This is a genomic window from Paucibacter sp. Y2R2-4 (assembly GCF_025717535.1).
Lineage (GTDB): Bacteria > Pseudomonadota > Gammaproteobacteria > Burkholderiales > Burkholderiaceae_C > Paucibacter_A.
In genome coordinates this window covers 345930-369067 of sequence record NZ_JAJIRO010000005.1, presented here as the reverse complement: position 1 = coordinate 369067, position 23138 = coordinate 345930, and the positions used below count along the sequence as shown (strand labels likewise).

The following is a 23138-nucleotide window of genomic DNA, read 5'->3' as shown; positions in this document are numbered from 1 at the left end:
TCAGGCGCGCGGCAGATTCAGGCCCAAGCTCTTCACGGACCAGACGCGCTCGACATACTCGGCGATGGTGCGGTCACTGGAGAAGTCGCCCATGCCGGCCACATTCAAAACCGCGCGTTGCAGCCAGGCATCGGGCTGGCGATAGAGCGCATCCACCTCGGCTTGCTTGTCCACATAGGCGGCAAAGTCGGCCATCAGCAGGTAGGCGTCGCGGTTCAAGAGCATCTCGGTCAGCGCGCGATAACGCTGCGCATCACCGGAGGAAAACTCACCCTCGGCAATGCTTTGAATCACGCGCTGCAGCTGCGCGTTTTGCTCCGCATACAGGCGCGGGTCGTAGCCCAGCGCCTTGATCTGCGCGACGACCTCGGTGCGCAGGCCGAAGACGAACATATTCTCCACACCCATGGCCTCGGCCATCTCGATATTGGCGCCGTCCCAGGTGCCTATGGTCAGCGCGCCGTTGAGGGCGAACTTCATATTGCCGGTGCCGGAGGCCTCGGTGCCGGCGGTGGAGATCTGCTCCGACAAATCGGCCGCCGGAATGATCACCTCGGCCAGCGAGACGCCGTAATTCGGCAGATAGACCAGCTTGAGCTTGTCACCCACACGCGGGTCGCTATTGACCACACGCGCCACATCATGGGCCAGCTGAATGATGGACTTGGCCGTGACATAGGCCGAGGCCGCCTTGCCCGCGATGATGACGGTGCGCGGCACCCAGGGCTTGCCGTCCACGCCCTCCGGATTGGCCACGATGGCCTGGTAGCGCGCCACCACATGCAGGATGTTGAGCAGCTGGCGCTTGTATTCGTGGATGCGCTTGATCTGCACATCAAAGAGGCTGTCCACATTCACCTGTAGCCCCAACTCGCGGCGAATCAAGTCGGCCAGGCGCTGCTTGTTGGCGCGCTTGACGGCGCTGAACTGCTGCTGGAAGGCGGCGTCCGAGGCCGCCGGCGTCAAGTGGCGCAGCTCGGCCAGATCCTGGCGCCAACCCTGGCCAATGCGTGCATCCAAGAGACTGGCCAGCTGCGGATTGGCCTGAGCCAGCCAGCGGCGCGGCGTCACACCATTGGTGACGTTATGGAAACGGTCCGGGAAGATGGCGGCGTAGTCCGCAAAAATGGTTTGCACCATCAGCGCGGAGTGCAGCGCGGCCACGCCGTTGACGCGGTGCGAGGCCACGATGGACAAGGCCGCCATGCGCACGCGGCGCTCGCCACCATGCTGCTGACCCTCATCGATCAAGGACACGCGCGAGAGCAGCGCATCGTCGCCCGGGAACTTGGCGCGCACCTCGGCCAGGAAACGGCTGTTGATCTCGTAAATGATTTCCAGGTGACGCGGCAGCAAGGCCTCGAACATGCGCACCGGCCAGGTTTCCAGCGCCTCGGGCATCAGCGTGTGATTGGTGTAAGACACCGCTTGGCGGGTGATGGCCCAGGCCTCATCCCAGCCCAGGCCCTGCTCGTCCATCAGCAAGCGCATCAACTCGGCCGGCGCCAAGGCCGGATGGGTGTCGTTCAAATGGATGGCATTGGCCAGGCCCAGGCCTTGCAGACTGCCGGCCTCGCGCAGATGGCGCGCAATCACGTCTTGCAGCGAGGCGCTGACCAAGAAGGCTTCTTGCTTCAGGCGCAACTCGCGGCCGGCGTCGCTGCTGTCATCGGGGTACAAAACCCAGTTCAGCGCATCGGCAGCCACGCGGTGGCGGGCGGCGCCGGCATAGTCGCCTTGGCAGAAGGCCTTGAAGTCAATCGGCTGGGCCGCGCTGGCATGCCATTGGCGCAGGGTCGAGACGCGCGGGCTGTGATGCGCAGGCACGATGAAGTCAAAGGCTTGCGCTTCCAGCATTTCGCTGGGCAACCAGCGGCGCTGGCCACCCTCGTCCACCTGCACCCGACCACCAAAGCCCACGGCGTAGCGCACTTCAGCGCGCGGCACTTCCCACGGCGCGCCGTGGCGCATCCAGTCATCGGGCGCCTCGACCTGGCGCCCATCTTGGATCGCCTGAGCAAACATGCCGTATTGGTAGCGCAGGCCATAGCCAAAAGACGGCAAGCCCAGCTCCGCGAATGAATCCAAGAAGCAAGCAGCCAAGCGACCCAGACCGCCATTGCCCAGCGCTGCATCGGGCTCACGCTCCAGCACCTGACCCAGGCTTTGGCCCTGGCCCGCCAAGACGCGGCTCAAATCCGCCTCCAGACCCAGCGCCGCCAAAGCATTGGACAGCGCGCGGCCCATCAAGAACTCCATCGACAGGTAGTGCACCCGACGCACCGGATGCGCGCTGCCACGCGCCGCATCTTCGGCCTGGGTTTGCGCCCAGCGTTCGGCCAGCAGCGAGCGCGCGGCCGTGGCGGCTGCACGCAGAGCCAAGGTCGCGGATGTGCCAGCCTGCGGCTGAGCCGCTTGCGCCAACTCGCGCTGGTAGGCCAACTCAAACTGGGCCAGCAGGGCTTGATGAGAGGCTGAAGAATCCGGAGCGGAGCGAGAAGCTTGATTCATGGCCGTGGCTGGTTTTTTTGCAAAGACATTGAACATGGTCGGGTGGCCGCAAAAGGCCAAGTAGGTCTGCTTGCGACGCGTGGTCTGTCGCTTGATGCAAAGTATCGCCCAGTCTTTGCGATTTGTGTAGTTTGACTACATATGGAAAGCCCTGAATTTTTGCTTCACCCATGTCTTTTGGGCTTTTCAAGCCACAACTTGGGTGTTAACGCTGTTGTTGAACTACATTTTCAACGGTATATTGCCTACAAATAAGGCGTCACAAGCCCGCGCTGGGCTTGCGGCGCCTCCATCAGAATCACCGCACACCAATAGACAAACAAAAGAAGTCGCAGCACTTTGTGCGCCTTCACACGGAGACCGATGTGGCAGATGTTCAGCTGAGCGGCGTGGCCAAGGCCTATGGCGACGTCAAGATCCTGCACAGGATCGACCTTGAAATCCGCGACGGCGAGTTCATGGTTTTTGTCGGCCCCTCGGGCTGTGGCAAGTCCACCCTCTTGCGCACCATTGCCGGCCTGGAAGAAATCACCGGCGGCGAGCTGCGCATCGGCGGCCGCTTGGTCAATGAGGTGCCGCCGGCCGAGCGCGGCATTGCCATGGTGTTTCAGAGTTATGCGCTCTACCCGCATATGAATCTGTACGACAACATGGCTTTTGGCCTGAAGCTGGCCAAGGTGCCGCCGGCCGAGATTGATGCCGCGGTGAAGAGCGCGGCCAAGATCTTGCACATCGAGCATCTCTTGGACCGCAAGCCCAAAGATCTGTCCGGCGGCCAACGCCAACGCGTAGCGATTGGCCGCGCCATCGTGCGCAAGCCCGAGGTCTTTTTGTTCGATGAGCCGCTCTCCAACTTGGACGCGGCGCTGCGGGTGCGCATGCGCTATGAGTTCGCCAAGCTGCATGAAGACTTGAAGACCACCATGGTCTACGTCACCCATGATCAAGTGGAGGCGATGACGCTGGCGGACCGCATCGTGGTCTTGTCGGCCGGCAAGATCGAACAGGTGGGCACGCCGCTGGAGCTGTACGAGCACCCGGTCAATCTCTTTGTGGCCGGCTTCATCGGCTCGCCCAAGATGAACTTCTTGCAGGCCGAGTTGGTGGAAGCCAGCGCCGAAGGCGCCAGCCTGCGTCTGGCCAGTGGCGCGGTGGTGCGCGCTGCCGTCAACGCCGCGCGCGGCAAGCCCGGCGACAAAGTCACCCTGGGCCTGCGGCCTGAGCACTTTGTCGTCGGCGGCGAGCTCAACCCGATTCAGTGCACGGTGACCTTTGTCGAGTCACTCGGCAGCGCCACCCATGCTTACTGCGCCTACCCTGGCGTGGAAGATGCCCTCACCTGCGAGTTTGACGGCCGCACCCGCATCAAGGCCGGCCAAGACATTCGCCTGAGCATGCCGCCCGAAGCCTGCTATGTCTTTGATGCGGCAGGCCTGGCCTTCACTCGCCTGGCCGGGGTGCCGGCATGAGGCCCACACGACTTGGGGCCCTGCTGCTGGGCCTGGGCGCTAGCTTGGCCGCCCACGCCGCCACACCGCACAAACTCTTGGTTTGGATCAATGGCGACAAGGCCTACAACGGCTTGCAAAAGGTGGGCAACGCCTTTGAGCAAGCCTCCGGCGTCAAGGTCGTGGTCGAACACCCGGTGGACGCCACCGACAAGTTCCAGCAGGCCGCCGGCGCCGGCAAGGGGCCTGACATTTTTTGCTGGCCGCATGACCGGGTCGGTGAATGGGCCAAGTCCGGCCTGCTGACGCCGCTGCGCCCCAGCAAAAAGCTCTATGCCGAAGTGGAAGACACCGCCTGGAAGGCCTTTGCCTACCAGGGCAAGCTCTGGGGCTACCCCATCGCCATCGAAACCACCGGCCTGATTTACAACAAAGCCCTGGTGCCCAAGCCCCCGGCCAGCTTTGAAGAGCTGATCGCCCTGGACAAAAAGCTGCAGGCCGAGTCCGGCGGCCGCAAGCACGCGGTTTTGTGGGACTACAACAAGAGCTTTTTCAGCTGGTCGATCTTGGCCGGCGCCGGCGGGCAGATCTTTGGCCGCGATGCCAAGGGCGAGTTCGATGCCAGCCAAGTGGGTGTCAACAATGCCGGCGCCCTGGCCGGTGCCGAGATGATTGCCCGGCTGTTGCAAGGCGGCCATATGCCCAAGGGCGCCCGCTATGCCGAAATGGAAAGCGGCTTCGCCAAGGGCGAGGTGGCGATGATGATCTCTGGCCCCTGGGCCTGGGAGAACGCCAAAAAGGCCAAGATCGACTTCGGCGTGGCGCCGATTCCGGCGGTGCTCGCCGGCAAGCCCTCCAAGCCTTTTGTTGGCGTGCTCGGCTGCATGATCGCCGCCCCCAGCCAGCAGAAAGACATCGCCCGTGAGTTCATCGAGAACCATTTGATGCGCCCTGAAGCCTTGAAGGTGCTGGACGCCGATGTGCCCATCGGCGTGCCCGCCAACAAGGCCTTCTACGCCGAGCTGTCGGTCAACCCCTTGATTCGCGCCAGCATGGAGAACGCCCGCCTCGGCGAAGCCATCCCCAACATCCCCGAGGTGGGGCGCTTCTGGACCGCCATGGACGCGGCCCTGGAAGCCATCACCAATGGCTTGCAAAGCCCCAAAGACGCACTGGACGGCGCCGCCGCCCGCATGCTGCTGAACAAGTGACGATGAAGAAGCCAAACTCATGAGTGCAAGCCATTCACCCACTTTGGGCTCCGCGGAGTCCTTGGGCGCGCTGAGCGCCTACAGCAAACTGCCCGCCACGCCGCTGGAGCGCATCGCCCGCCAGCTGCGCTGGCCGCTGACCGGCCTGGCCATGCTGGCCTCGCTCTACCTGGTCTTCATGATCTACACGGCCGGCCAAGCCGCCTGGGCCATGGGCGTGCTGGCCTTGCTGTCCGCTGCGTTTTACGTTTATGTCAGCAATGCCGGTTTTGCCTACCGCTACCTCTTCCCCGGCATTGCGGGCATGTTGGTCTTCATCGCCTTTCCGCTGATCTACACCGCGCAGATCGGCTTCACCAACTATTCCTCGGCTCATTTGCTGAGCCAAGAGCGGGTGCGCGAGTACTTGCTGGACCAGCATGAGGCGGTGCAAGCGCAGATCCAGCCCTTCACCTTGCATGCCGATGGCCCGGAGTTCCGCTTAGTGCTGCGCAGCGAGGACGGCGCGCCCAACTGGATCTCGCCGCCACTGGCCCTGAAGCCCTCCAGGACTGAGCTCTCCGTTGAGATGCTCAGCGCCACGCAGGCCAATCAATCGCCCAATCAAAGCTTTGCCGCCCCGCTGCAAAGCGCCCTGTCCTTGCGCGAGCTGATTCAACACCGCGAGGCCTTGATGCGATTGAAGCTGCAACTGCCGCCCGAAGAGGGGCGCCGCGCGGCTGAGCGCGAGCTGCGTTATTTGGGCCTGCGCGAGTTCGGCCCCATCACACGCCACTGGCAGGCTCAAGCCGACGGTAGCCTGACGCGCTTGAGCGATCAAACCGTCTTCAGCCCCAATCTGAAAACCGGCTACTTCGAGAGCGCCACCGGCGAGGTGCAACAGCCCGGCTTCAAGGTGACGGTGGGCTGGGAGAACTACCGCCGCATGGTGATGGACGCCGAGTTCCGCGGCCCCTTCTTGTCCATCTTCAGCTGGACGGTGATGTTCTCGGCGCTGACGGTGGCGATTGCCACCGCGGTAGGCATGCTGCTGGCGGTGATGCTGAACTGGGAGGACCTGAAGTTCCGCACCACCTACCGCACGCTTTTGTTCTTGCCTTATGCGGTGCCTGGCTTTATTTCCATCCTGGTCTTCAAGGGCTTGTTCAACCAGAACTTCGGCGAGATCAATGCCATCTTGGATGCGCTCTTTGGCGTCAAACCGGCTTGGTTTGCCGACCCGCTGCTGGCCAAGGTGATGCTGCTGATCGTCAACGTTTGGCTGGGCTACCCCTACATCATGATTTTGTGCGCCGGCCTCTTGAAGTCGATTCCAGCCGATCTGTACGAAGCCTCCGCGATTGCCGGCGCTGGACCGCTGACGAATTTCTTCAAGATCACCGCGCCCTTGATCATCAAGCCGCTGGCGCCGCTCTTGGTCAGCGCCTTTGCCTTCAACTTCAATAACTTTGTCTTGATCGCGCTACTGACCGATGGCCGGCCCGACTACCTGAGCACCAAGATCCCCGCGGGGCAGACCGACATCCTGGTGTCCTACACCTACCGCATCGCCTTCAAAGATTCGGGCTCGGACTTCGGCTTGGCGGCGGCGATCTCGACGCTGATCTTCTTCCTGGTCGCGGCCATGTCGCTGATCAATCTGCGCTTGATGAAAAAAGCGCAGTCCAACTGATTGAGGACCGAGAGAACACCATGGCAATCGTTCGAGGCAAACAAGCCCGTTGGCGAATCTGGGCGGCGCATGCGCTGATGTGGGTGTTTTTGGCGCTGACGCTGTTCCCGCTGCTGGCCATCATCAGCATCTCGCTGCGACCCGGCAACTTTGCCACCGGCAGCATCATCCCCACGCAAATCAGCCTGGAGCATTGGCAGCTGGCCCTTGGCATTCCCTACCAAGCGGCCGATGGCAGCTTGGTCCAGCCGCCCTTCCCGGTGCTGACCTGGCTGTGGAACTCGATCAAGGTCGCCACCATTTCGGCCTTTTTGATCGTGGCAATATCCACCACCGCGGCCTATGGCTTTGCTCGCCTGAGGTTCCGCTTCAAGACGCCCATTCTCAACAGCATGTTGCTGTTGCAAATGTTCCCGCCGGTCTTGGCCCTGGTGGCCATCTACGCCATCTTTGAGACGATTGGCAACTTCATTCCGGCACTCGGCATCGAGACCCATGGCGGCCTGGTGCTGGCGTACTTGGGCGGCGTGGCCACGCATATCTGGACCATCAAGGGCTACTTCGAGACCATTCCGGTCGAGATTGAAGAATGCGCCAAGGTCGATGGCGCGAGCCATTGGCAAGCCTTCCGCCGGGTGCTGCTGCCCATGGCCGTGCCGATTCTGATGGTGGTCTTTGTGCTGGCCTTTATCGGCACCATCATCGAGTACCCGGTGGCCTCGGTGCTGCTGCGCGAAGAAGGCAATCTGACCCTGGCCGTGGGCTCCAAATACTTCTTGCACGACCAGCGCTTTTTGTGGGGCGACTTTGCCGCCGCAGCGGTGCTCTCCGGCCTGCCCATCACCCTGGTGTTTTTGCTGGCGCAGCGCTGGATCGTCTCGGGCCTGACGGCTGGCGGTGTGAAGGGTTGAGCATGAAGCGCTCGGCGAACTTGAAGCCTCTGCTGGCTGCGGCCTTGCTATTGAATGGTTTGAGTGGTTTGAATGGCTTGAGCGGCTTGGGCGCGGCACACGCAGAACCCGCCGATTGCAAGCCCAGCCCGCTCGGCAGCCGCGAGCTGTTTTTGCGCGGAACCTTCAACAACTGGAGCGCCACCGACGAGCATCGCTTCGTCTATGTGTGTGACCGTTATGAGTTGTACGCCAAGATCAGTGGCGAGCAAAGCTTCAAGATCGCCGATGAAGACTGGTCACCGGATGCCGACTTTGGCGGCAGTGCCACAGCCTTGATCCTCAAGGGCGGCGCCTTGAGCGAGCGCTTTGGCGGCCTGAGCCAAGTGCTATTGCAGTTGCCAGACGCAGGCGCGCCCCAGCTGAGCATCAAACCCTATACCGGCGAAATCCCGAAGCGGGCGAGCGCGCCACAGATCAGCGATCCGGTCGCCTTGAGCGTGCGCTTCGACTCGCGCCAACTCACAGACAAAAGCCCTTTTGGCGCGGTCACTCCGAACACGCCGCTGCGTTTTTCCTTCAGTGCCCTGCCCGGCGTGGAGACGGCCACGCTGGTCATCGCCAAGCGTCGCCTCGAGGGCAATCAAGAGGTACTGAGCTACACCGAGCTGGCGCGCCTGCCCATGAGCCGCGCCAAAGAAGGCAAGGCCGAGCGCTGGAGCGCCAGCCACCGCTTTGACTCGCCCGCCATCTACGGCTACCACTTCGAGTTGCAGATCAAGGGCCAGACCTTGGTGCTGCACAACAACCGCGATGCGGTGTTCTGGACGCGTGAAAAAGGCAGCATGGGGCCAGGAGAAATTGAGCCCAAGCCTGAACCCACGCCTCAGGCGGAGAAAAAAATCCGCCGCTTCCGACAGACCGTTTACGCCGCCGACTTCAAGGTGCCAACCTGGGCCAAGGACGCGGTCTACTACGCCATCTTCCCCGATCGCTTTCGCAATGGCGACCCGGACAATGACCCGCGCCCCGGCCGCGACCACTATCAAAACCACGATGTGGAGTTCCACCGCAACTGGCTGGACAAACCCTGGAAGCCTGGCACCTCAGACGGTTCCGACGAGGTCTACAACAACGACTTCTACGGCGGCGACCTGGCCGGCATCATCGAGAAGCTCGACTACATCCAGCAACTCGGTGCCAACACCCTCTACATGACGCCGGTCTTCCGCGCCGCCAGCAATCACAAATACGACACCGCCGACTACAAAGAGATCGACCCCGCTTTTGGCCGCAATGAAGACTTTGTCCGCTTGACCCAAGAGGCCGCCAAGCGCGGCATTCGCGTCATTCCGGACACCTCGCTGAACCATGTGGGCAGCGACTCGCCCTACTTCAACCGCTTTGGCAACTACCCAGCCGGTGGCGCTTTTGACGATGGGCAGCTGAACCCCGCCTCCGCCTATGCCAGCTGGTTCAAGCTGGACCCCAGCCAGGCCAAGCCTGAGGACCAGTACCAAGGCTGGGTGGGGGTGAAGGACCTGCCCGAGATCGACAAGAGCTCGCCGTCCTTTCGCCACTTTGCTTTTGAAGCGCCGGACTCGGTGATGAAGCTCTGGCTGGACCGAGGCGCTGCCGGCTGGCGCATGGATGTGGCGCCCTGGGTGCCGGACGACTTCTGGCGCGAATGGCGCGCCGCCATCAAGGCCCACAAGCCCGACGCGCTGACGATTGCCGAGACCTGGTTTGATGCCAGCAAGTATTTCCTGGGCGACAGCTTTGACTCGACCATGAACTACATCTTCCGCAACACGGTGCTGGACTACGCCGCCGGTGGCGACGCCCGCAAGCTCTACGCCAATATCGAGCTGATGCGCGAGGCCTACCCGCCGCAGGCTTTTTATGCGCTGATGAATCTGCTGTCTTCGCATGACCAGGCGCGCGCCCTGCATGCCTTGGGCTATCAGGACGAAAGCCAAGTTCAAGGGCAAGACCTGACCCTCGCCAAACAGCGCCTGCGCCTGGCGATTCTGTTTCAGATGATCTTCCCCGGCTCACCGTCCATCTATTACGGCGATGAAGTCGGTGTGGCCGGCGGCGAAGACCCCTACAACCGGGCGCCCTACCCTTGGGTAGACCAGGGCGGCAAGCCCGATCAGGTCTTGCTCAAAGATGTGCAGGCCATGACGCAGATGCGCCATAAGCACCGGGTGCTGCGCCATGGCTCCATCGAAGCACCGCTGCATCTGGACGAGCATGTGATCGTGCTGCTGCGCAAAGACGGCAAGCGCTGGGCGCTGACGGCGCTGAACAATAGCGACAGCAGCCAGACCCTGGCCGTGAAGCTAGCACCGCATTTGAGCGGCTTGCAGCGGCTGCGCTGGCAAGACGCGCAGACCGGCAAGAAGCTCAAATCACTGGGCGCGCCGGGCCTGCTGCAAATCAAAGTGCCACCCCTGGGTGGGCGGGTTTTGATCAGCGACTGAGGCCCGAGCTAGCGGACCTCAGGCTCAAGACTCAGGGCTTGGCCAGATGTCGGTCAAGGAAGCGCAGGCTGCGGTTCCAGAAGTCCAGCTGATTGGCCGGCACCCGCCAACCATGGCCCTCGTCTTGATAGACGACGTACTCCACCTGTGAGTTGGCCGCCTTCATGGCTTTGCTGAAGCTTTCGCCATGCACCAGAGGCACACGCCGGTCGGCGCTGCCATAGGCCAGCAGCACCGGCTGCTTGATGGCCGCAGCATGCGTCAAGGGTGAGTTGGCCTTCAGGTCGGCCGCGTCTTGCACACGGTCCCCCAGCACCTTGGCCAGGCCCTGCGTCTTGACGATGGGCGAGATGTCGTCCCAGTAATTGCTGGCGAACAGATCCAGATCGGTCAAGCCCACCCAAGAGATCGCGCAGCGGAACAGCTCCGGGTTGCGCACAAGCCCCATCAGGGCTGCATAGCCGCCGTAACTGGCGCCGGCAATCGCCATGCGTTTGGGGTCGGCCAAGCCTTGGGCGACGGCCCAGTTCGCCGCATCGGCCAGATCGGTCTGCATGGCCTTGCCCCACTGCCGCCAGCCGGCTTGGTAATGCGCCAGGCCAAAGCCCACCGTGCCACGGAACTGCGGCTGCAAGACGGCATAACCGCGCGCCGCCAAGAGCTGAACCTCGGCATCCCAGTGCCAGCCGGGGCCGCGCACAAAGGGGCCGCCATGCACCAAGACCAGCAAGGGCAAATGCTTGGCGGATGCCGCATCCAGGCCCGGCGGCAGCGTCAGCCAAGCCGGGATCTCCAGCCCGTCGCGCGCCTTGAAGCGCACCATATCGCTGCCCGCCTGGTTCTTGGCCACGATGTCGGGGCGCTCAGCGCCGAGCCGGGTGAACTTCTTGGTCTCGCGGTTGAACAGAAAATAGAGCGTGGGCTGAATGTCGGCAAAAGCCTCGACCAAGACCCAGGGCGAAGCCCCTTGCCAAGGCACGCTCAAGCGATTAACGGTACGCGGCAGCACCTTGTCGACCTGCGCTTGCAAGCCGCGCATCTCTCCGTCCAGCCATTGCGTCACTTCAGCGTCGATGCGAAAGCGCAGGCCCAAAACCTTGTCCTGGCGGGCAATCACCTGAGCGTCCACATCGAACTGTGGCGACTCCGCCAAGGGCTCGCTCGACCAAACCCCGGAACTCGGGTCGAGCAACCACATCGCTTGCTTGTCGCGGCCGCGGCGGGCGGTCACGTAGAGCTTGCCGTCGCTGCCGACATGGCTGACGCCCAAATCACCGCCGGTGAAGGCGTCGTACTCGGCCAAAACCCGCCAGGCCCCGCTGGCCGGATCGCGCCAACGAATCGCACCCTTCGCGCCCTCGCGGGTCTGGGCCACACGCAGATTGCCCTGCGGATCGGCCCACCAGCCCTCCGTGTGCAGCGGCCCTTCGATCTCTTCGCTGCGACCGTTGCGAGTGTTCAGGCGCAAGAGTTTGATGAAGCCCACGCCTTTTTCGTCATAACTCTCAGGTCGAACGGCCAGCACCGTGTCTCCCTGGCGCTGCGTTTCGCCATTCAGCAAGAAGGTGTTCCAAGGGGCAAGGCTTTGGGTGTCATTGCCATTGCGGGCCCAGACCCGCTGGCGCTCCACCAATTGCTTGAAGGACGAGCCGTCATGGTTGACCGCAAACAGGCCCGGCGCGGCATCGATCTTGCCGGCGGGCGTTTCGCGATCCGTCAGGTCAAAAGCCAGCCGCTCGTTATTGACCCAGACGAAGTTGTTCAAGTCCGCCGCTTCAGAGCTGTAGACCACCTGCGGGCTCATGCTCTCCAGCGTCAAGACGGTCAGCATCATGCGGCCATGGGGGCCGAGTGTGCGCATGGCCAGGCGTTTGCCATCGGGCGACAGCGCTGCGCCGGTCATTTGAGGGGCGCGGAAAAAACTCTCGGCGCTGATTTTGCCGTCCACCTTGCCGTCCAGCTTGCCCGGCTGTGTTGGGGCAGCAGCGTCCGCCGCCAGCGCGTTCTGCACTTGGGCTGCGCCGAGCAGCGGCAAGGCTGCCTGCAAACTCAGGCCCAAAACGCTGCGCCGACTCAAGCCTTGTGAACGCCGTGCATTTTTCTTGTTAGTCATTTTGTCCATCCTCCACTTGTCGTTGTAATGATTGGCCGCCGCCCCAAAGAGCTGAGCCGAAATTGAAAAAGACCCCTGCGGGCATTGCGGCCTGCAGGGGTCCTTCAGTGTGCCGTATTCAAGGCTTGAATAGGCGCTTCAGATCAGAACTTGTAGCTGGCGCCGAGCATGACGGTACGGCCCCACTTGATGAACTCGCCTGGGCGATCCTTGGTACCGAAGTAGGTGCGGAAGGCCGAGTCGGTCAGGTTGTTCACCTGCAAGGTCAGGCCCAGGCCCTTCATGCTGCCATCGTTGAAGTTGTAGCCGATCTGAGCATCGGTGATGTTTTCCCCCACCACATAACGCAAAGAACGCGAGGCATCGAAGTTCTTGATTTCGCCAATGAAATCAGAGCGACGACGCTGGCTGATGCGAGCCTCGAAACCGCTGTTCTCATAGTAGAAAGTCAGGTTGCTGACCGTCTTGGACAAGCCTGGCAGCGAGATGTCAGCAGAGCCCACCGACGACTGGCTGTTCGGGTCGGCCTTGATCTTGATGCTGCTGTTCGTCATGCTGGTGCTGGCGATCAAGCCGAAGCCGTTCAACATGGGCGAGAACTGCGCGAAGGGCAAGGACACCGACAACTCCAAACCACTCAGATTGCCGCCTTGGCCGTTGTAAGGCGCCTCAAACTGACCGGTGGTCTGAGCAGGAGGCGAGCCCACGGGTGGCACATAGCCGGCAATGAACTTCGAGAAGTCATAGGCATTGCTCTGTGTGTAGATGTAGCTGTTGAGCTTTTTGTAGAAAGCCGCAGCCGCGAAGTAGGCCTTGTTGCCGAAGTACTTCTCGTAAGAGATGTCCACGGCATCAGCACGCCAAGGGTCCAGGCGAGGGTTACCGCCGCTGGCACCCGGCTTGCCGGTGGACTGGTCGACGCCGAAGTTGATGGCGGCGCGCAGTTGGTCCACACGTGGACGGGCCACTTGCTGAGCCAAGGCAAAGCGCACGGTCTGGTCATTGCCCAGGCCGAAAGCCAGGTTCAGGCTAGGCAAGACATCGGTATAGGTCTTGCCGTCGTCCACCGGCTTGACGTTCTGGCCGGCGGGCGCTGCAGCGTCCCAGTAATTGGCTTGCGAAGACTGGTTCACCGCTTGCACTTGCACGCCGAAATTGCCGCGCACCGACACACCGCCCCAGTTGGAGTCGATATTGGCTTTCAGGAAGCCGGTGGTGATCTTTTCCTTGGCGGTCCAGGCACCCGGGATCTTGTAGGCCGCATCGGTCTCGCTGGGCGAGAGGTTCATGTACTTGTCGACGATGCCGGGCACATTGAAGGACGGGATGGAGCTCAGGTTGGAACCGGCAAAGTCCAAGTTGACCGATTTGTAGATCAGGTCGGACGAGATCGGCGCCTCGGTGCCCTTCAAAGTGATCGGGCCTTCAGGCTGATGCTTGGACTTCTTGCGGTCCACATAGTTCAGACCCAGATCGAAATCGGCAAACCAGCTGCCCAGCGAATCCGGTGCCGGCACCTTGGCCAACAGCTTCAGGCTGCCCAGTTCGTCTTCGATGTTCTGGATGCGGGCATAGCCCGAGCCGTAAATGCTGTCGCGCAGGAAGAGCTTGCTCGGGTCCGAGTAGTCACGGCCCGGGTTCATGGTGACGAAGCCATTGTTGGGGAACAACAAGGTCAGGCTGTCCAATTGCTTGGCCGGCACCAGCTGGGTGTTGACTTCCAGATTGGTTTCGTCGCGATTGGCCTTGGAGTAGCTGGCATCGGCCGACAGGGCCACACCCGCCAGCTTGAAGGCATTGTTCCAGCCAATGGCGTTGATCTTGTCTTCTCGGCGGTTGTACTGGCCGCGCACCAGCGGATAGACGCTGGCCACGGTGCCACCGACCAGGGTGCCGCTGGAATTGACGACCGGGTTGGTCCAGGTGCAAGCCGGCTCGCAAGGGTAGCTGCCGTTGTAGTACAGGTGCGACTCGAACTGGTTGGCGGTGTCGGTCTGCTTGGTCTTGGAGCTGAACAGATCCAGGGTGCTGGTCCAGTCGCTGGTGGGCTTCCACTCGACCGTGGCCATCACGCCATCACGTTTGGTGAAGCCGCTGCGGCGCAGCGCCTTGACGCCGTCGGTCATGAAGACACCGTCGGCCACACCGGGACGATGGCGGTTTTCATTGGCCGTCGTGGTCGGGTTGGCGAAGTAAGGCTCGTAAGTGCCCGTCTGGTTTTCAGCCACCGGCGTCTCCTGGTGCGCGAAGCCAATCGCGATACCCAGGGTGCGGTTGTTGAACTGGTCGATATAGCTGGCGCTCAAGCGGTTGCCGGTGCCGCTGGCATTGGCGGCCGAGCCCAAGGAGTTGTTGGAGCCGCGCACATTGAAGGTCACGACACGGCTGCCGAAGTTCAGCGGACGCACCGATTGCATGTCCAAGGTACCCGACAGGCCCTGACCTACCAGACCGGCGTCAGGCGTCTTGAACACGGTCACACCGGACAGCAGCTCGGAAGGGTATTGGTCGAACTCGACGCTGCGGTTGTCGCTGGTGCTGACCAGCTCGCGGCCGTTCAGCAAAGTGGTGGCGAAGTCGGGCGACAAGCCGCGCACGCTGATCACCTGGGCACGACCGGCCACGCGCTGGGCCGACAAACCAGGCAAACGAGCGATCGACTCAGCGATGCTGTTGTCCGGCAGCTTGCCGATGTCTTCGGCCGACACGGCCTCGACGATGGAATCCGAATTCTTCTTGATCGAAATGGCCGCTTCAATGCCTTTTCGAATGCCGGTCACAGTGACTGTGTCCAGCTTTTCTGAGGCCTGCTGCGCGTAAGCAGCACCGGTGGCCAACATCAACAAACCGCAGCCCAGGGCCACCGGTTTGATGCTAAAAATTTCGCGCGTCACAGCCTTGGACTGCTTGCGCTTCTCTACGGAAGTATTCATTCACTGTCTCCTCAAGCCAAACCCAACAACATTGCTCTGTACCTGTTTTTCGTCTCACAAGCACAGAACCCAAGAACTCCATGTCACAAAGCGATTTGTACCAAAACTAGATTTACAAGGAACAAACGTAAACCCTAGATGTTGTTTTGTTACTTCAAGTTTCTTCGCTTTTTTACTCGCAAATCAAGGGTTACACCCTAGAAATCACTTGAAATGACGCACCAAAGACCACTTCGATACCAAGTCGCAACAAACGCCAAGTACCCAAACTACATCTCAAATGAAAGTCAACTACAGCGCATCATTGCGCTGCATGCACCTTAGTCGTGCTGCTGATCCAAAGCCAAGGCTGAGCCACCCAGGGCCGCCAAGGTGTCAGTGATCAAGGCGGTCGGGATGTCAGCCAGATAGCCACGGAAGCGCCCCTTGGCCTCGAAGCGCTCCCGGAAGCGCGAAGCAAAAAAGCGCTCACCCAAGCGCGGCACGATGCCGCCACCAATGAACACTCCGCCGCGCGCCCCCAAGGTCAAGGCCACATTGCCGGCAAAGCCGCCGAGCAAGGCACAAAAGACCTCCAGCGTCTCTTCGCAATGCGCATCCGAGCGCGCCAAGCCGCGCTCGACAATGACTTCCGCAGGCAAGGCCGGCATCCCTGCTGGCGAACCCGCAGCCCCGCGCACTGCCGCCACCGCGCTGTGTAGCAAGGGCAGACCAATGCCCGAGAGCAAGCGCTCGGCCGACACATGTTCATAGGTGCGCCGCACAAAGGCCAGCAACTCACTCTCAAGGGCATCACCGGGCGCCAGCGTCATATGCCCACCCTCACCTGGTAAGGCCACCCACTCGCCGCGCACCCGGGTCACACCCGCCACACCCAAGCCCGTGCCGGGACCAATCACCGCCAACGTCGGACCGGGCGCCGAACCGAGCACCGATGCCTGAGGCGCGACTTCACCCGCAACGCCGGAAGCTTGCGGCCACGGACGCAACTGCCCAGCCTGCAAGCGCGGCAAAGACAAAGCCAAGGCCTCGAAGTCATTCAAGACCAAAAGGGAATCCAGCCCCAGAGCCTGCTGCAACTCCTGACGCGAGAAGCTCCAATGCCCATTGGTCAGCTCGACGCGGTCTCCAGCCACCGCAGTCGCCACAGCCAGAGCGGCGCGACGCGGCGCTTGGTAACTCGCCCCCAAGCCAATTTGCAATTGCGACAAATAGGACTGCGCCGCTGCCGCTGGACCCGCATGCGCATGCACCGGCAGCACCGCAATATCAGTAACCGGCGCGCCCGCAGACGCCACCCAAGCAAAGCGCGCATTGGTGCCGCCGACATCAGCCACCAAGCAGGGATAGCTCGCACTCAGCACAGGGCACCTCCACAGCAAGCCGAACCGAGCGCAAAGTCAGGCACTTTCTCCCGGGCGAGAGCCCTGGGCCTGAAAAGAGAAGGAAGAGCTTGCACGATTGTTTTGGACCCATCAGACCCGAGCCACACAGGCAGCCGAATCAGTTTTCACACCGGGAGCGAGCCAAACCAGACCCAAGCACCCCGCCTCAGGCACGAAAGGTAACAAAACTACATTCATCACGCAATAGCCTTTGACCCGAATGCACCCAAGCCCTCAGCAAGAACCTGCCCCAAAGGGGCAAATCAATAGGATCACCTATGAAAACGTGGTGATTTCATGACAAAGGTTCGCTGAGCGCAGCCTGTAGTCAAGCTACAAACTACATCCAAAATGCTTCAGCGGCAGGCCGCCGTCCACGAGACAGGCCTGGCTGCCCCGGGCCAGCCCTGTCCCGGGCACGGCATGCGCGGCCCCATAATGCAGCGCCCAAGATTCATCTCTCCTCCCCGGGGCAGTGACCCGCCCCACAAACCCGCCAGCAGCGACTTCGCCTATCTATGTCGAGCCTTGACAGCCCACGTTTGATCGCCGACATCGGCGGCACCTATGCGCGTTTTGCTCTGGAGGCCAAGCCGGGCGAGTTCAGCCATATCGCCTCGCTGCGCTGCGCGGACCATGCGGACTTTCATGCCGCAGTCAGCAGCTATCTCGCAGGCTTGAGCAGCGCTGCCGATGCCCCGGATGTGCAGCAGATTGCGCATGCCGCCATCGCCATTGCCAACCCGGTCGAAGGCGATCAGGTGCGCATGACCAATTACCACTGGCAGTTCTCCATCGAAGAGATGCGCGCCCGCCTCGGGCTGGACACGCTGGTGGTGGTGAACGACTTCACGGCGCTGGCCATGGCTTTGCCGCGGCTGTCGGCCCATGAGGTGCGCCAGATCGGTGGCGGCGAGGCCCGCATGCCCAGCGTGATCGGCCTGCTGGGCTCGGGCTCGGGCCTGGGCGTGTCAGGGCTGATTCCTACCGGCGACGGCTGGATCGCGCTCGGCACCGAGGGGGGCCACACCAATTTCGCCCCGCGCGATGAGCGCGAGATCGCCATCCTGCGTCATGCCTGGCGGCAGTTCCCGCATGTGTCGTTTGAGCGATTGCTGTCGGGCCCCGGTTTGGAGCTGATTTATCGCGCCCTGGCCGACTACCGCAATGCGCGGGCCGAAGAGTTGGGCGCGCCCGACATCACCCAGCGCGCCTTGGACCAAGAAGACCCGCTCTGCGTCGAAACCCTGGAAGTGTTTTGCGCCCTGCTGGGCACGGCGGCGGCCAATTTGGCGGTCACGCTGGGCGCCTTGGGCGGCATTTATATCGGTGGCGGCATCGTGCCGCGCCTGGGCGCTGCTTTCGATCGCTCGCCCTTCCGTGCTCGCTTCGAAGACAAGGGCCGCTTCAGCGACTATGTGGCCGGCATCCCGACCTTTGTCATCACCGCCGAGCACGCCACCTTCAAGGGCGCATCCGCGATTCTGGAGGCCCAGCTCCGCACCTTGCAGACCCAGCCCGGAGCCGGCCTGCTGGGCCAGATCCGCCGCGCCCGCGCCGAGTTGTCGCCGGCCGAGCTGCGCGTGGCCGAGCATGTGCTGGCGCATCCGCGCTCCGCGCTCAACGACCCGATTGCCACCATCGCCCGTGCGGCCAATGTCAGCCAGCCCACTGTGATTCGCTTTTGCCGCACCTTGGGCTGCGAGGGCTTGTCGGACTTCAAACTGCGCCTGGCCTCGGGCCTGACCGGCACCGTGCCCGTGACCCACAGCCAGGTGAATCTGGATGACTCGATGTTGGAGCTGGGCGCCAAGGTGCTGGGCAACACCGCCTCGGCGATTCTGCAGGTACGCAGCCAGTTGAACCGCGACATGATTGCCCGCGCCGTCGAGCTGCTGCTGCATGCCGGCCGCATCGAGTTTTATGCCCTGGGGCATTACGGCGTGGTGGCGCAAGACGCGGAGTTCAAGTTCCTGCGCTTTGGCATGCCCAGCGCCGCCTACACCGACCCGCGCCTACAACGCCTCGCCGCGAACGTGCTCAAACCCGGGGATGTGGCCGTGGTCATCAGCAATAGCGGCCGTTTGCCGGAGTTGCTGGAAGTGATGGACGCGGCGCATGCGCGCGGCGCTTTTGTGATCGCTATCACCGCCGGTCAATCGCCGCTGGCTCGCAAGGCCGATGTGGCGCTGATCGTGGACCACCAAGAAGACGTGGCCACCCATGTGCCCATGGTCAGCCGCATCTTGCACCTGCTGGTGATCGACATCTTGGCCGTGGGTGTGGCCATGCGGCGCAACCCGGAAGGCGTGGACCTGCTGCCACCGGCTGCGCAAAGCGCGGATGAAGCCGGCCTGAAGCCGGCCGCCAGTGCCGGCCGTACCGCGCCGGGTGTCAGCTTGGCTTCGCCCTTAGCGCGGCTGACTTCGCACAGCCGCTGACAAAAGAAAAGCCGCTGCAGGATAGCAGCGGCTTTTTCTTGATGCCTTCAGCCAAGCTCCGCTCAGTCGGGGCGACGCACCCGGCTCAAGAGGAACAAAGCCACCAGGCCCAGAGCCAAGATGGCGGCCGTGGTCGGCTCCGGCACGGCGCTGACCTGGCTGATGTTCAACACAAAGCGCTCGCCCTGCTGCAGATTGCCGAACTGAATGCGCCAGTCGGCCTTGCCTTCCGAAAACGGGTCGCCCAAATAGAGCTCGTTCTGGCCTTCGCTGTGCACGCTGACCAGACTGAGCGGTGTGTTCGAAGGCGTCACCGCGAGATCTTGTCCCGACAACGTGTAGGCACTGCCGATGCTGCTGAACTGGGCGCCACCACCCACTTGCAGATGCAGGTCGGACAGAAAGTCCGCGCCGCCCACAGCCTTCACGATCGAGTTGAAGGCAATCGACTGTCCGACATCGGCCGCGTCCAATTCAAACTCCAGGGCGACAGGCGCGGTGCTGAAAAAACTCAGATCCAAGGCGAGCAAACCGGGGCTCGACAGATCGCTGAGTTCAGCGCCATTGAGCGTTTGCGAGCTCAGCGTCAAGGCCTGGGCCGAGCCGACCGAGGCCGCGCCCAGCAACACGGCGGCAGCAACTTTCTTGCGCAGCGCCGAATTCAGAAAACCGACTGTGTTCTTGCTCATGTACTGCATCCTCAAGCGAATGAATCGAATTGAAGCGAGAGCTTAGGCAGCCGGCATGACTTGCGTCGGACAAGCACCCCTGCCGAACGGATCAAGAGCCGGATGACCCATGGCCACAAGGCTCAGAACGAGGTGTTCTGTCATGCGTCAAACCTATGCTGCGGCGCGACGAGCCCGATCGGCTCCCATCCTTTTCACTGCCGCAATCAGCCCCAAGGTTCAGCCATGACCCAAGCCTCTCGCAAGCCCAGTTCTAGCAAGCCCTCCTTCAATCGCCGCGCCTTCATGCGCGACGTCAGCGTGGTCGGTCTGGCCGCACCAGCCGCATCCAGCGTGGTGCGCGCCGCCTCGGTCATCAACCCCGATTCGCCCTTCACCCACGGCGTGGCCAGCGGCGACCCGCTGGCCGACCGCGTGATCTTGTGGACGCGCGTCAACCCGGCTCTGGGCGCTTCGGTCACCGTGAATTGGGATGTCGCCAGCGACGCTGGCTTCACGCAGTTGCTGCGCCGTGGCCGTGCTCAAGCGCTGGCGGACCGCGACCACACCGTCAAGGTCGATGTGCTGGGCCTGCCTGCCGCCAGCACGCTGTACTACCGTTTTGTCGTCAATGGCCAGGTCTCGCGCACCGGCCGCACCCGCACCTTGGCTAACGGCGGCCAGGCCCCGGTCAAGCTGGCGGTATTCTCTTGCTCGAACTATCCCGCTGGCTATTTCAACGTCTACGCCGAAGCCGCCAAGATGGCCGACCTGGACGCTGCCGTGCATTTGGGCGATTACATCTACGAATACCCTCGCGGCGGCTATGCCTCTGGCGAAGCTGTCCAGATGGGCCGCGAGTCTTTGCCGGTGAACGAGTTGCTGAGCCTGGCCGACTATCGCCAGCGCTACGCCCAATACCGCAGCGACGCCGATCTGCAAGAGCTGCACGCGGTCCTGCCTTTCATCTGCGTCTGGGACGACCATGAGTTCGCCAACGACACCTGGAAGGACGGCGCCGAGAACCATACGCCCGAGACCGAAGGCGACTTCGCCCTGCGTCGCGCAGCAGCCATGAAGGCGTATCACGAGTGGATGCCGATCCGCACCGACGCCGCGCGCCCGGAAGTCATCTTCCGCTCCTTCAAGTTCGGCAATGTGCTGGACCTGCACATGCTGGACACCCGCGTCTTGGCTCGCGACAAGCAGCTGAGCTACGCCAATTACATGGGCGCTAACGGCTTCAATGCGCAGCAGTTCGCCACCGATATAGGCAACCCGACGCGCCAGTTGCTGGGCAGCCAGCAATCGCAGTGGTTGCAAGGCCGCCTGGCCGCCAGCAGCGCCACCTGGCAGGTGTTGGGCCAACAGGTTTTGATGGCACGCATGAACATCCCCGCGCCGCTGGTGCTGGGCCAAATCAGCTTCTCGGACTATGTCGCCTTGCTGGCCCTGGCCCAAAGCAATCCGGCCGCGCTGACGCCAACGCAAAAAGCCATCCTTGCGCAGCCCTCCATCCCCTACAACCTCGACGCCTGGGACGGCTACGCCGTTGCCCGCGAAACCGTGTTGGGCACCGCCCGCGCGCTGAACAAGAACCTGGTGGTTCTGGCCGGCGATACCCACAATGCCTGGGCCAGCGATTTGCAAGACTACCAAGGCAATCAAGTCGGCGTGGAATTCGCCACCCCCGGCGTCAGCTCGCCCGGCTTTGAAGAGTACTTCCCGAACGAGAACCCCTTGGCCGTGGCCGGCGGCCTCGAGCAAATCATCGGCCCCTTGAAGTACGCCAACACCCACCAACGCGGCTTTATGGTCGTCACCGCCAACGCTCAGCAATGCCGCTGCGACTGGCACTACGTCAGCACCGTCAAGTCCAAGACTTACGAAACCAGCATCGGCCGCTCGCTGGCCGTCTTGCCGGGTGCGGGTGCGCGTCGTTTGACGGAGGTTTGAAGAGGCTTTTCATGCGAGCTCCGGCGGCCCGGCCCGCCGCCGTACTCATGGTGCCCGGGTCGGCTCTGACGAGCCGACTCCCCTCCTTGCTCACTGCGCGGGTCAGCGGCGGCAAACTCACTTCGCTCGCTGCGCTCACTGCGTTCAAACAGGTGCCGCCAAGTCAGAGCTTGATGCGCGCTGCGCGCGCCTGACCCACTCCGCTGCGCCGTCGGCCGGGCACAAATCGCCCGTCGTCGGGCCAGGCCGCCTGCGGGTTTGGCTTTCGCCACGAGGCAAGACACATCGCTGGCCATGCAAGCGCGCTGTAGCCCGGGTCGTTGACGGGCGATTTGTGAGGGGCCGAGCAGCGCAGCAATGGAGGGCGCGCGCGCAGCGCGCTTCAAGCTCTGGCTTGGCGCAGCATGTTTGAACGAAACGAGCGCAGCGAGTGAAGTGAGTTCTGCGCCGGCCCTCAGTTGCGAGCAGCACAGGGAAGTTGGCACATCGTGCCAACCCCCGAGCCATGAGCCCGGCAACGTCCCGGGCTGCAGTGCCCTCCGCGCAAGCCGCCCAAGAAGAACAGCGAACCGAGAACTTACTCCGGCCGCTCCCCAGCCGCCACACGCCGCTCGATCTCGTCGATCAGCGGCAAGAGTTGATGCACACCATCAATCACAAAATGCGCGCCACCTGCCAGCAGTTCCTGGGTCGCTTGTTCGCGCAGTTCGGCTTGGCGATCGGCAGGCAAAGCCGTCCATTCCGCTTCGCTCAAACCCAAGGTGTTGCCAGTGATGGCCAGACCCACCACCCAGGCGCCAATGGCACGGCCTTCTTGCAGACCGGGCACGGTGTCATCCACCTTGACCACACTGCTCGGCGGCCAAACGCCCAGATCCGACAGCGTGCGCACCATCATCAGGGGGCCAGGTCTTGCGCTGGCCATGTCACCGGCGCAAACCAGGTTGTCGGGCACATAGCCCTGGACGGCAGCCAAGGGCGCCACCACCTCCATGATGGGGCGGTTGTAGCCGGTGGTGGAGCCGATTTTAAGGCCGCGCTCGCGCAAGGCCGCCACCGCGTCCAAAGCACCCGGGATCAGCGTCGCATGTTGCTTGACGCTTTCTTGGTTCATCGGGGTGAAGACCTCGTACAACTCGTCGCAGTCGGCGTTGGAGAAAGCGCGGCCGTGGCGAGCCAGCCAGCGTGCGGCGATCTGCGGCTGATTGCCCAGGGCGTGGATATGGTCCCACTTGGCCAAACCCATGGGCACTCGCGCTTCGGCAATGCTGATCTCCACGCCATAACGGGCAAAGAGTTGGACAAAGGCGCCCATCGGCGCTTGGCTGCCAAAGTCAATGATGGTGCCGGCCCAATCAAAAACGACGGCTTGCAAAGAGTTCTTGTTTTCGGTGCTCATGCTTGAACTGTTCTTTCTTCTTGGA

Annotated in this window: 13 protein-coding genes; 7 read left to right on the top strand and 6 right to left on the bottom strand. The window is 62.4% G+C overall.

Annotated features, from left to right (window positions below; genetic code table 11):
• Nucleotides 1-2511 (bottom strand): glycogen/starch/alpha-glucan phosphorylase, encoded by a 2511-nt coding sequence (locus tag LNV06_RS20085; protein WP_263540066.1) that lies wholly within the window; start codon nucleotides 2509-2511, stop codon nucleotides 1-3.
• 365 nt (nucleotides 2512-2876) lie between these two features.
• Here LNV06_RS20085 and LNV06_RS20080 point away from each other — a divergent pair, with 365 nt between their 5' ends.
• From LNV06_RS20080 to LNV06_RS20060, 5 genes are read left to right on the top strand one after another with little or no spacing between them, the layout of a single operon-like run.
• Nucleotides 2877-3980, top strand: coding sequence for an ABC transporter ATP-binding protein (locus LNV06_RS20080; RefSeq protein ID WP_263540065.1), 1104 nt, complete (start codon nucleotides 2877-2879; stop codon nucleotides 3978-3980).
• A complete protein-coding gene (gene malE / locus LNV06_RS20075) occupies nucleotides 3977-5170 on the top strand; it encodes a maltose/maltodextrin ABC transporter substrate-binding protein MalE (RefSeq protein ID WP_263540064.1) in 1194 nt (397 codons plus the stop codon). Before LNV06_RS20080 ends, malE begins: the two co-directional genes overlap by 4 nt.
• A 19-nt stretch (nucleotides 5171-5189) precedes the next feature.
• Nucleotides 5190-6842, top strand: a complete 1653-nt coding sequence (gene malF, locus LNV06_RS20070) for a maltose ABC transporter permease MalF (protein ID WP_263540063.1) — start codon at nucleotides 5190-5192, stop codon at nucleotides 6840-6842.
• A gap of 20 nt (nucleotides 6843-6862) precedes the next feature.
• Complete coding sequence (malG, locus tag LNV06_RS20065) at nucleotides 6863-7753, top strand: maltose ABC transporter permease MalG (protein ID WP_263540062.1); 891 nt, start codon at nucleotides 6863-6865, stop codon at nucleotides 7751-7753.
• 2 nt (nucleotides 7754-7755) lie between these two features.
• A complete protein-coding gene (locus LNV06_RS20060) occupies nucleotides 7756-10218 on the top strand; it encodes a glycoside hydrolase family 13 protein (protein ID WP_263540061.1) in 2463 nt (820 codons plus the stop codon).
• Between the two features lie 31 nt (nucleotides 10219-10249).
• Here the strand turns inward: LNV06_RS20060 and LNV06_RS20055 are convergent, their stop codons facing one another.
• From LNV06_RS20055 to glk, 3 genes are all read right to left on the bottom strand, one after another.
• Nucleotides 10250-12331: a prolyl oligopeptidase family serine peptidase gene (locus LNV06_RS20055; protein WP_263540060.1), complete on the bottom strand. Its 2082-nt coding sequence runs from the start codon at nucleotides 12329-12331 to the stop codon at nucleotides 10250-10252.
• Nucleotides 12332-12474: 143 nt separating this feature from the next.
• The gene (locus LNV06_RS20050; protein ID WP_263540059.1) at nucleotides 12475-15264 is read right to left on the bottom strand and encodes a TonB-dependent receptor; all 2790 of its coding nucleotides are present in this window, start codon (nucleotides 15262-15264) and stop codon (nucleotides 12475-12477) included.
• 320 nt (nucleotides 15265-15584) lie between these two features.
• Nucleotides 15585-16628, bottom strand: coding sequence for a glucokinase (glk, locus tag LNV06_RS20045; protein WP_263540058.1), 1044 nt, complete (start codon nucleotides 16626-16628; stop codon nucleotides 15585-15587).
• A gap of 539 nt (nucleotides 16629-17167) precedes the next feature.
• On the opposite strand from glk, the gene LNV06_RS20040 reads away from it, so the two are divergent.
• The gene (locus LNV06_RS20040; protein ID WP_263540057.1) at nucleotides 17168-19090 is read left to right on the top strand and encodes a glucokinase; all 1923 of its coding nucleotides are present in this window, start codon (nucleotides 17168-17170) and stop codon (nucleotides 19088-19090) included.
• A 62-nt stretch (nucleotides 19091-19152) separates the two neighbouring features.
• Here LNV06_RS20040 and LNV06_RS20035 read toward each other — a convergent pair whose 3' ends face one another.
• Nucleotides 19153-19779: a PEP-CTERM sorting domain-containing protein gene (locus LNV06_RS20035; protein ID WP_263540056.1), complete on the bottom strand. Its 627-nt coding sequence runs from the start codon at nucleotides 19777-19779 to the stop codon at nucleotides 19153-19155.
• Between the two features lie 225 nt (nucleotides 19780-20004).
• Here LNV06_RS20035 and LNV06_RS20030 point away from each other — a divergent pair, with 225 nt between their 5' ends.
• A complete protein-coding gene (locus tag LNV06_RS20030) occupies nucleotides 20005-21714 on the top strand; it encodes an alkaline phosphatase D family protein (protein WP_263540055.1) in 1710 nt (569 codons plus the stop codon).
• A gap of 577 nt (nucleotides 21715-22291) precedes the next feature.
• Here the strand turns inward: LNV06_RS20030 and phnX are convergent.
• Nucleotides 22292-23113 carry a phosphonoacetaldehyde hydrolase gene (phnX, locus tag LNV06_RS20025; protein WP_263540054.1) on the bottom strand — a complete coding sequence of 274 codons (822 nt, stop codon included), beginning with the start codon at nucleotides 23111-23113 and terminating at the stop codon, nucleotides 22292-22294.
• Nucleotides 23114-23138: the final 25 nt, after the last annotated feature.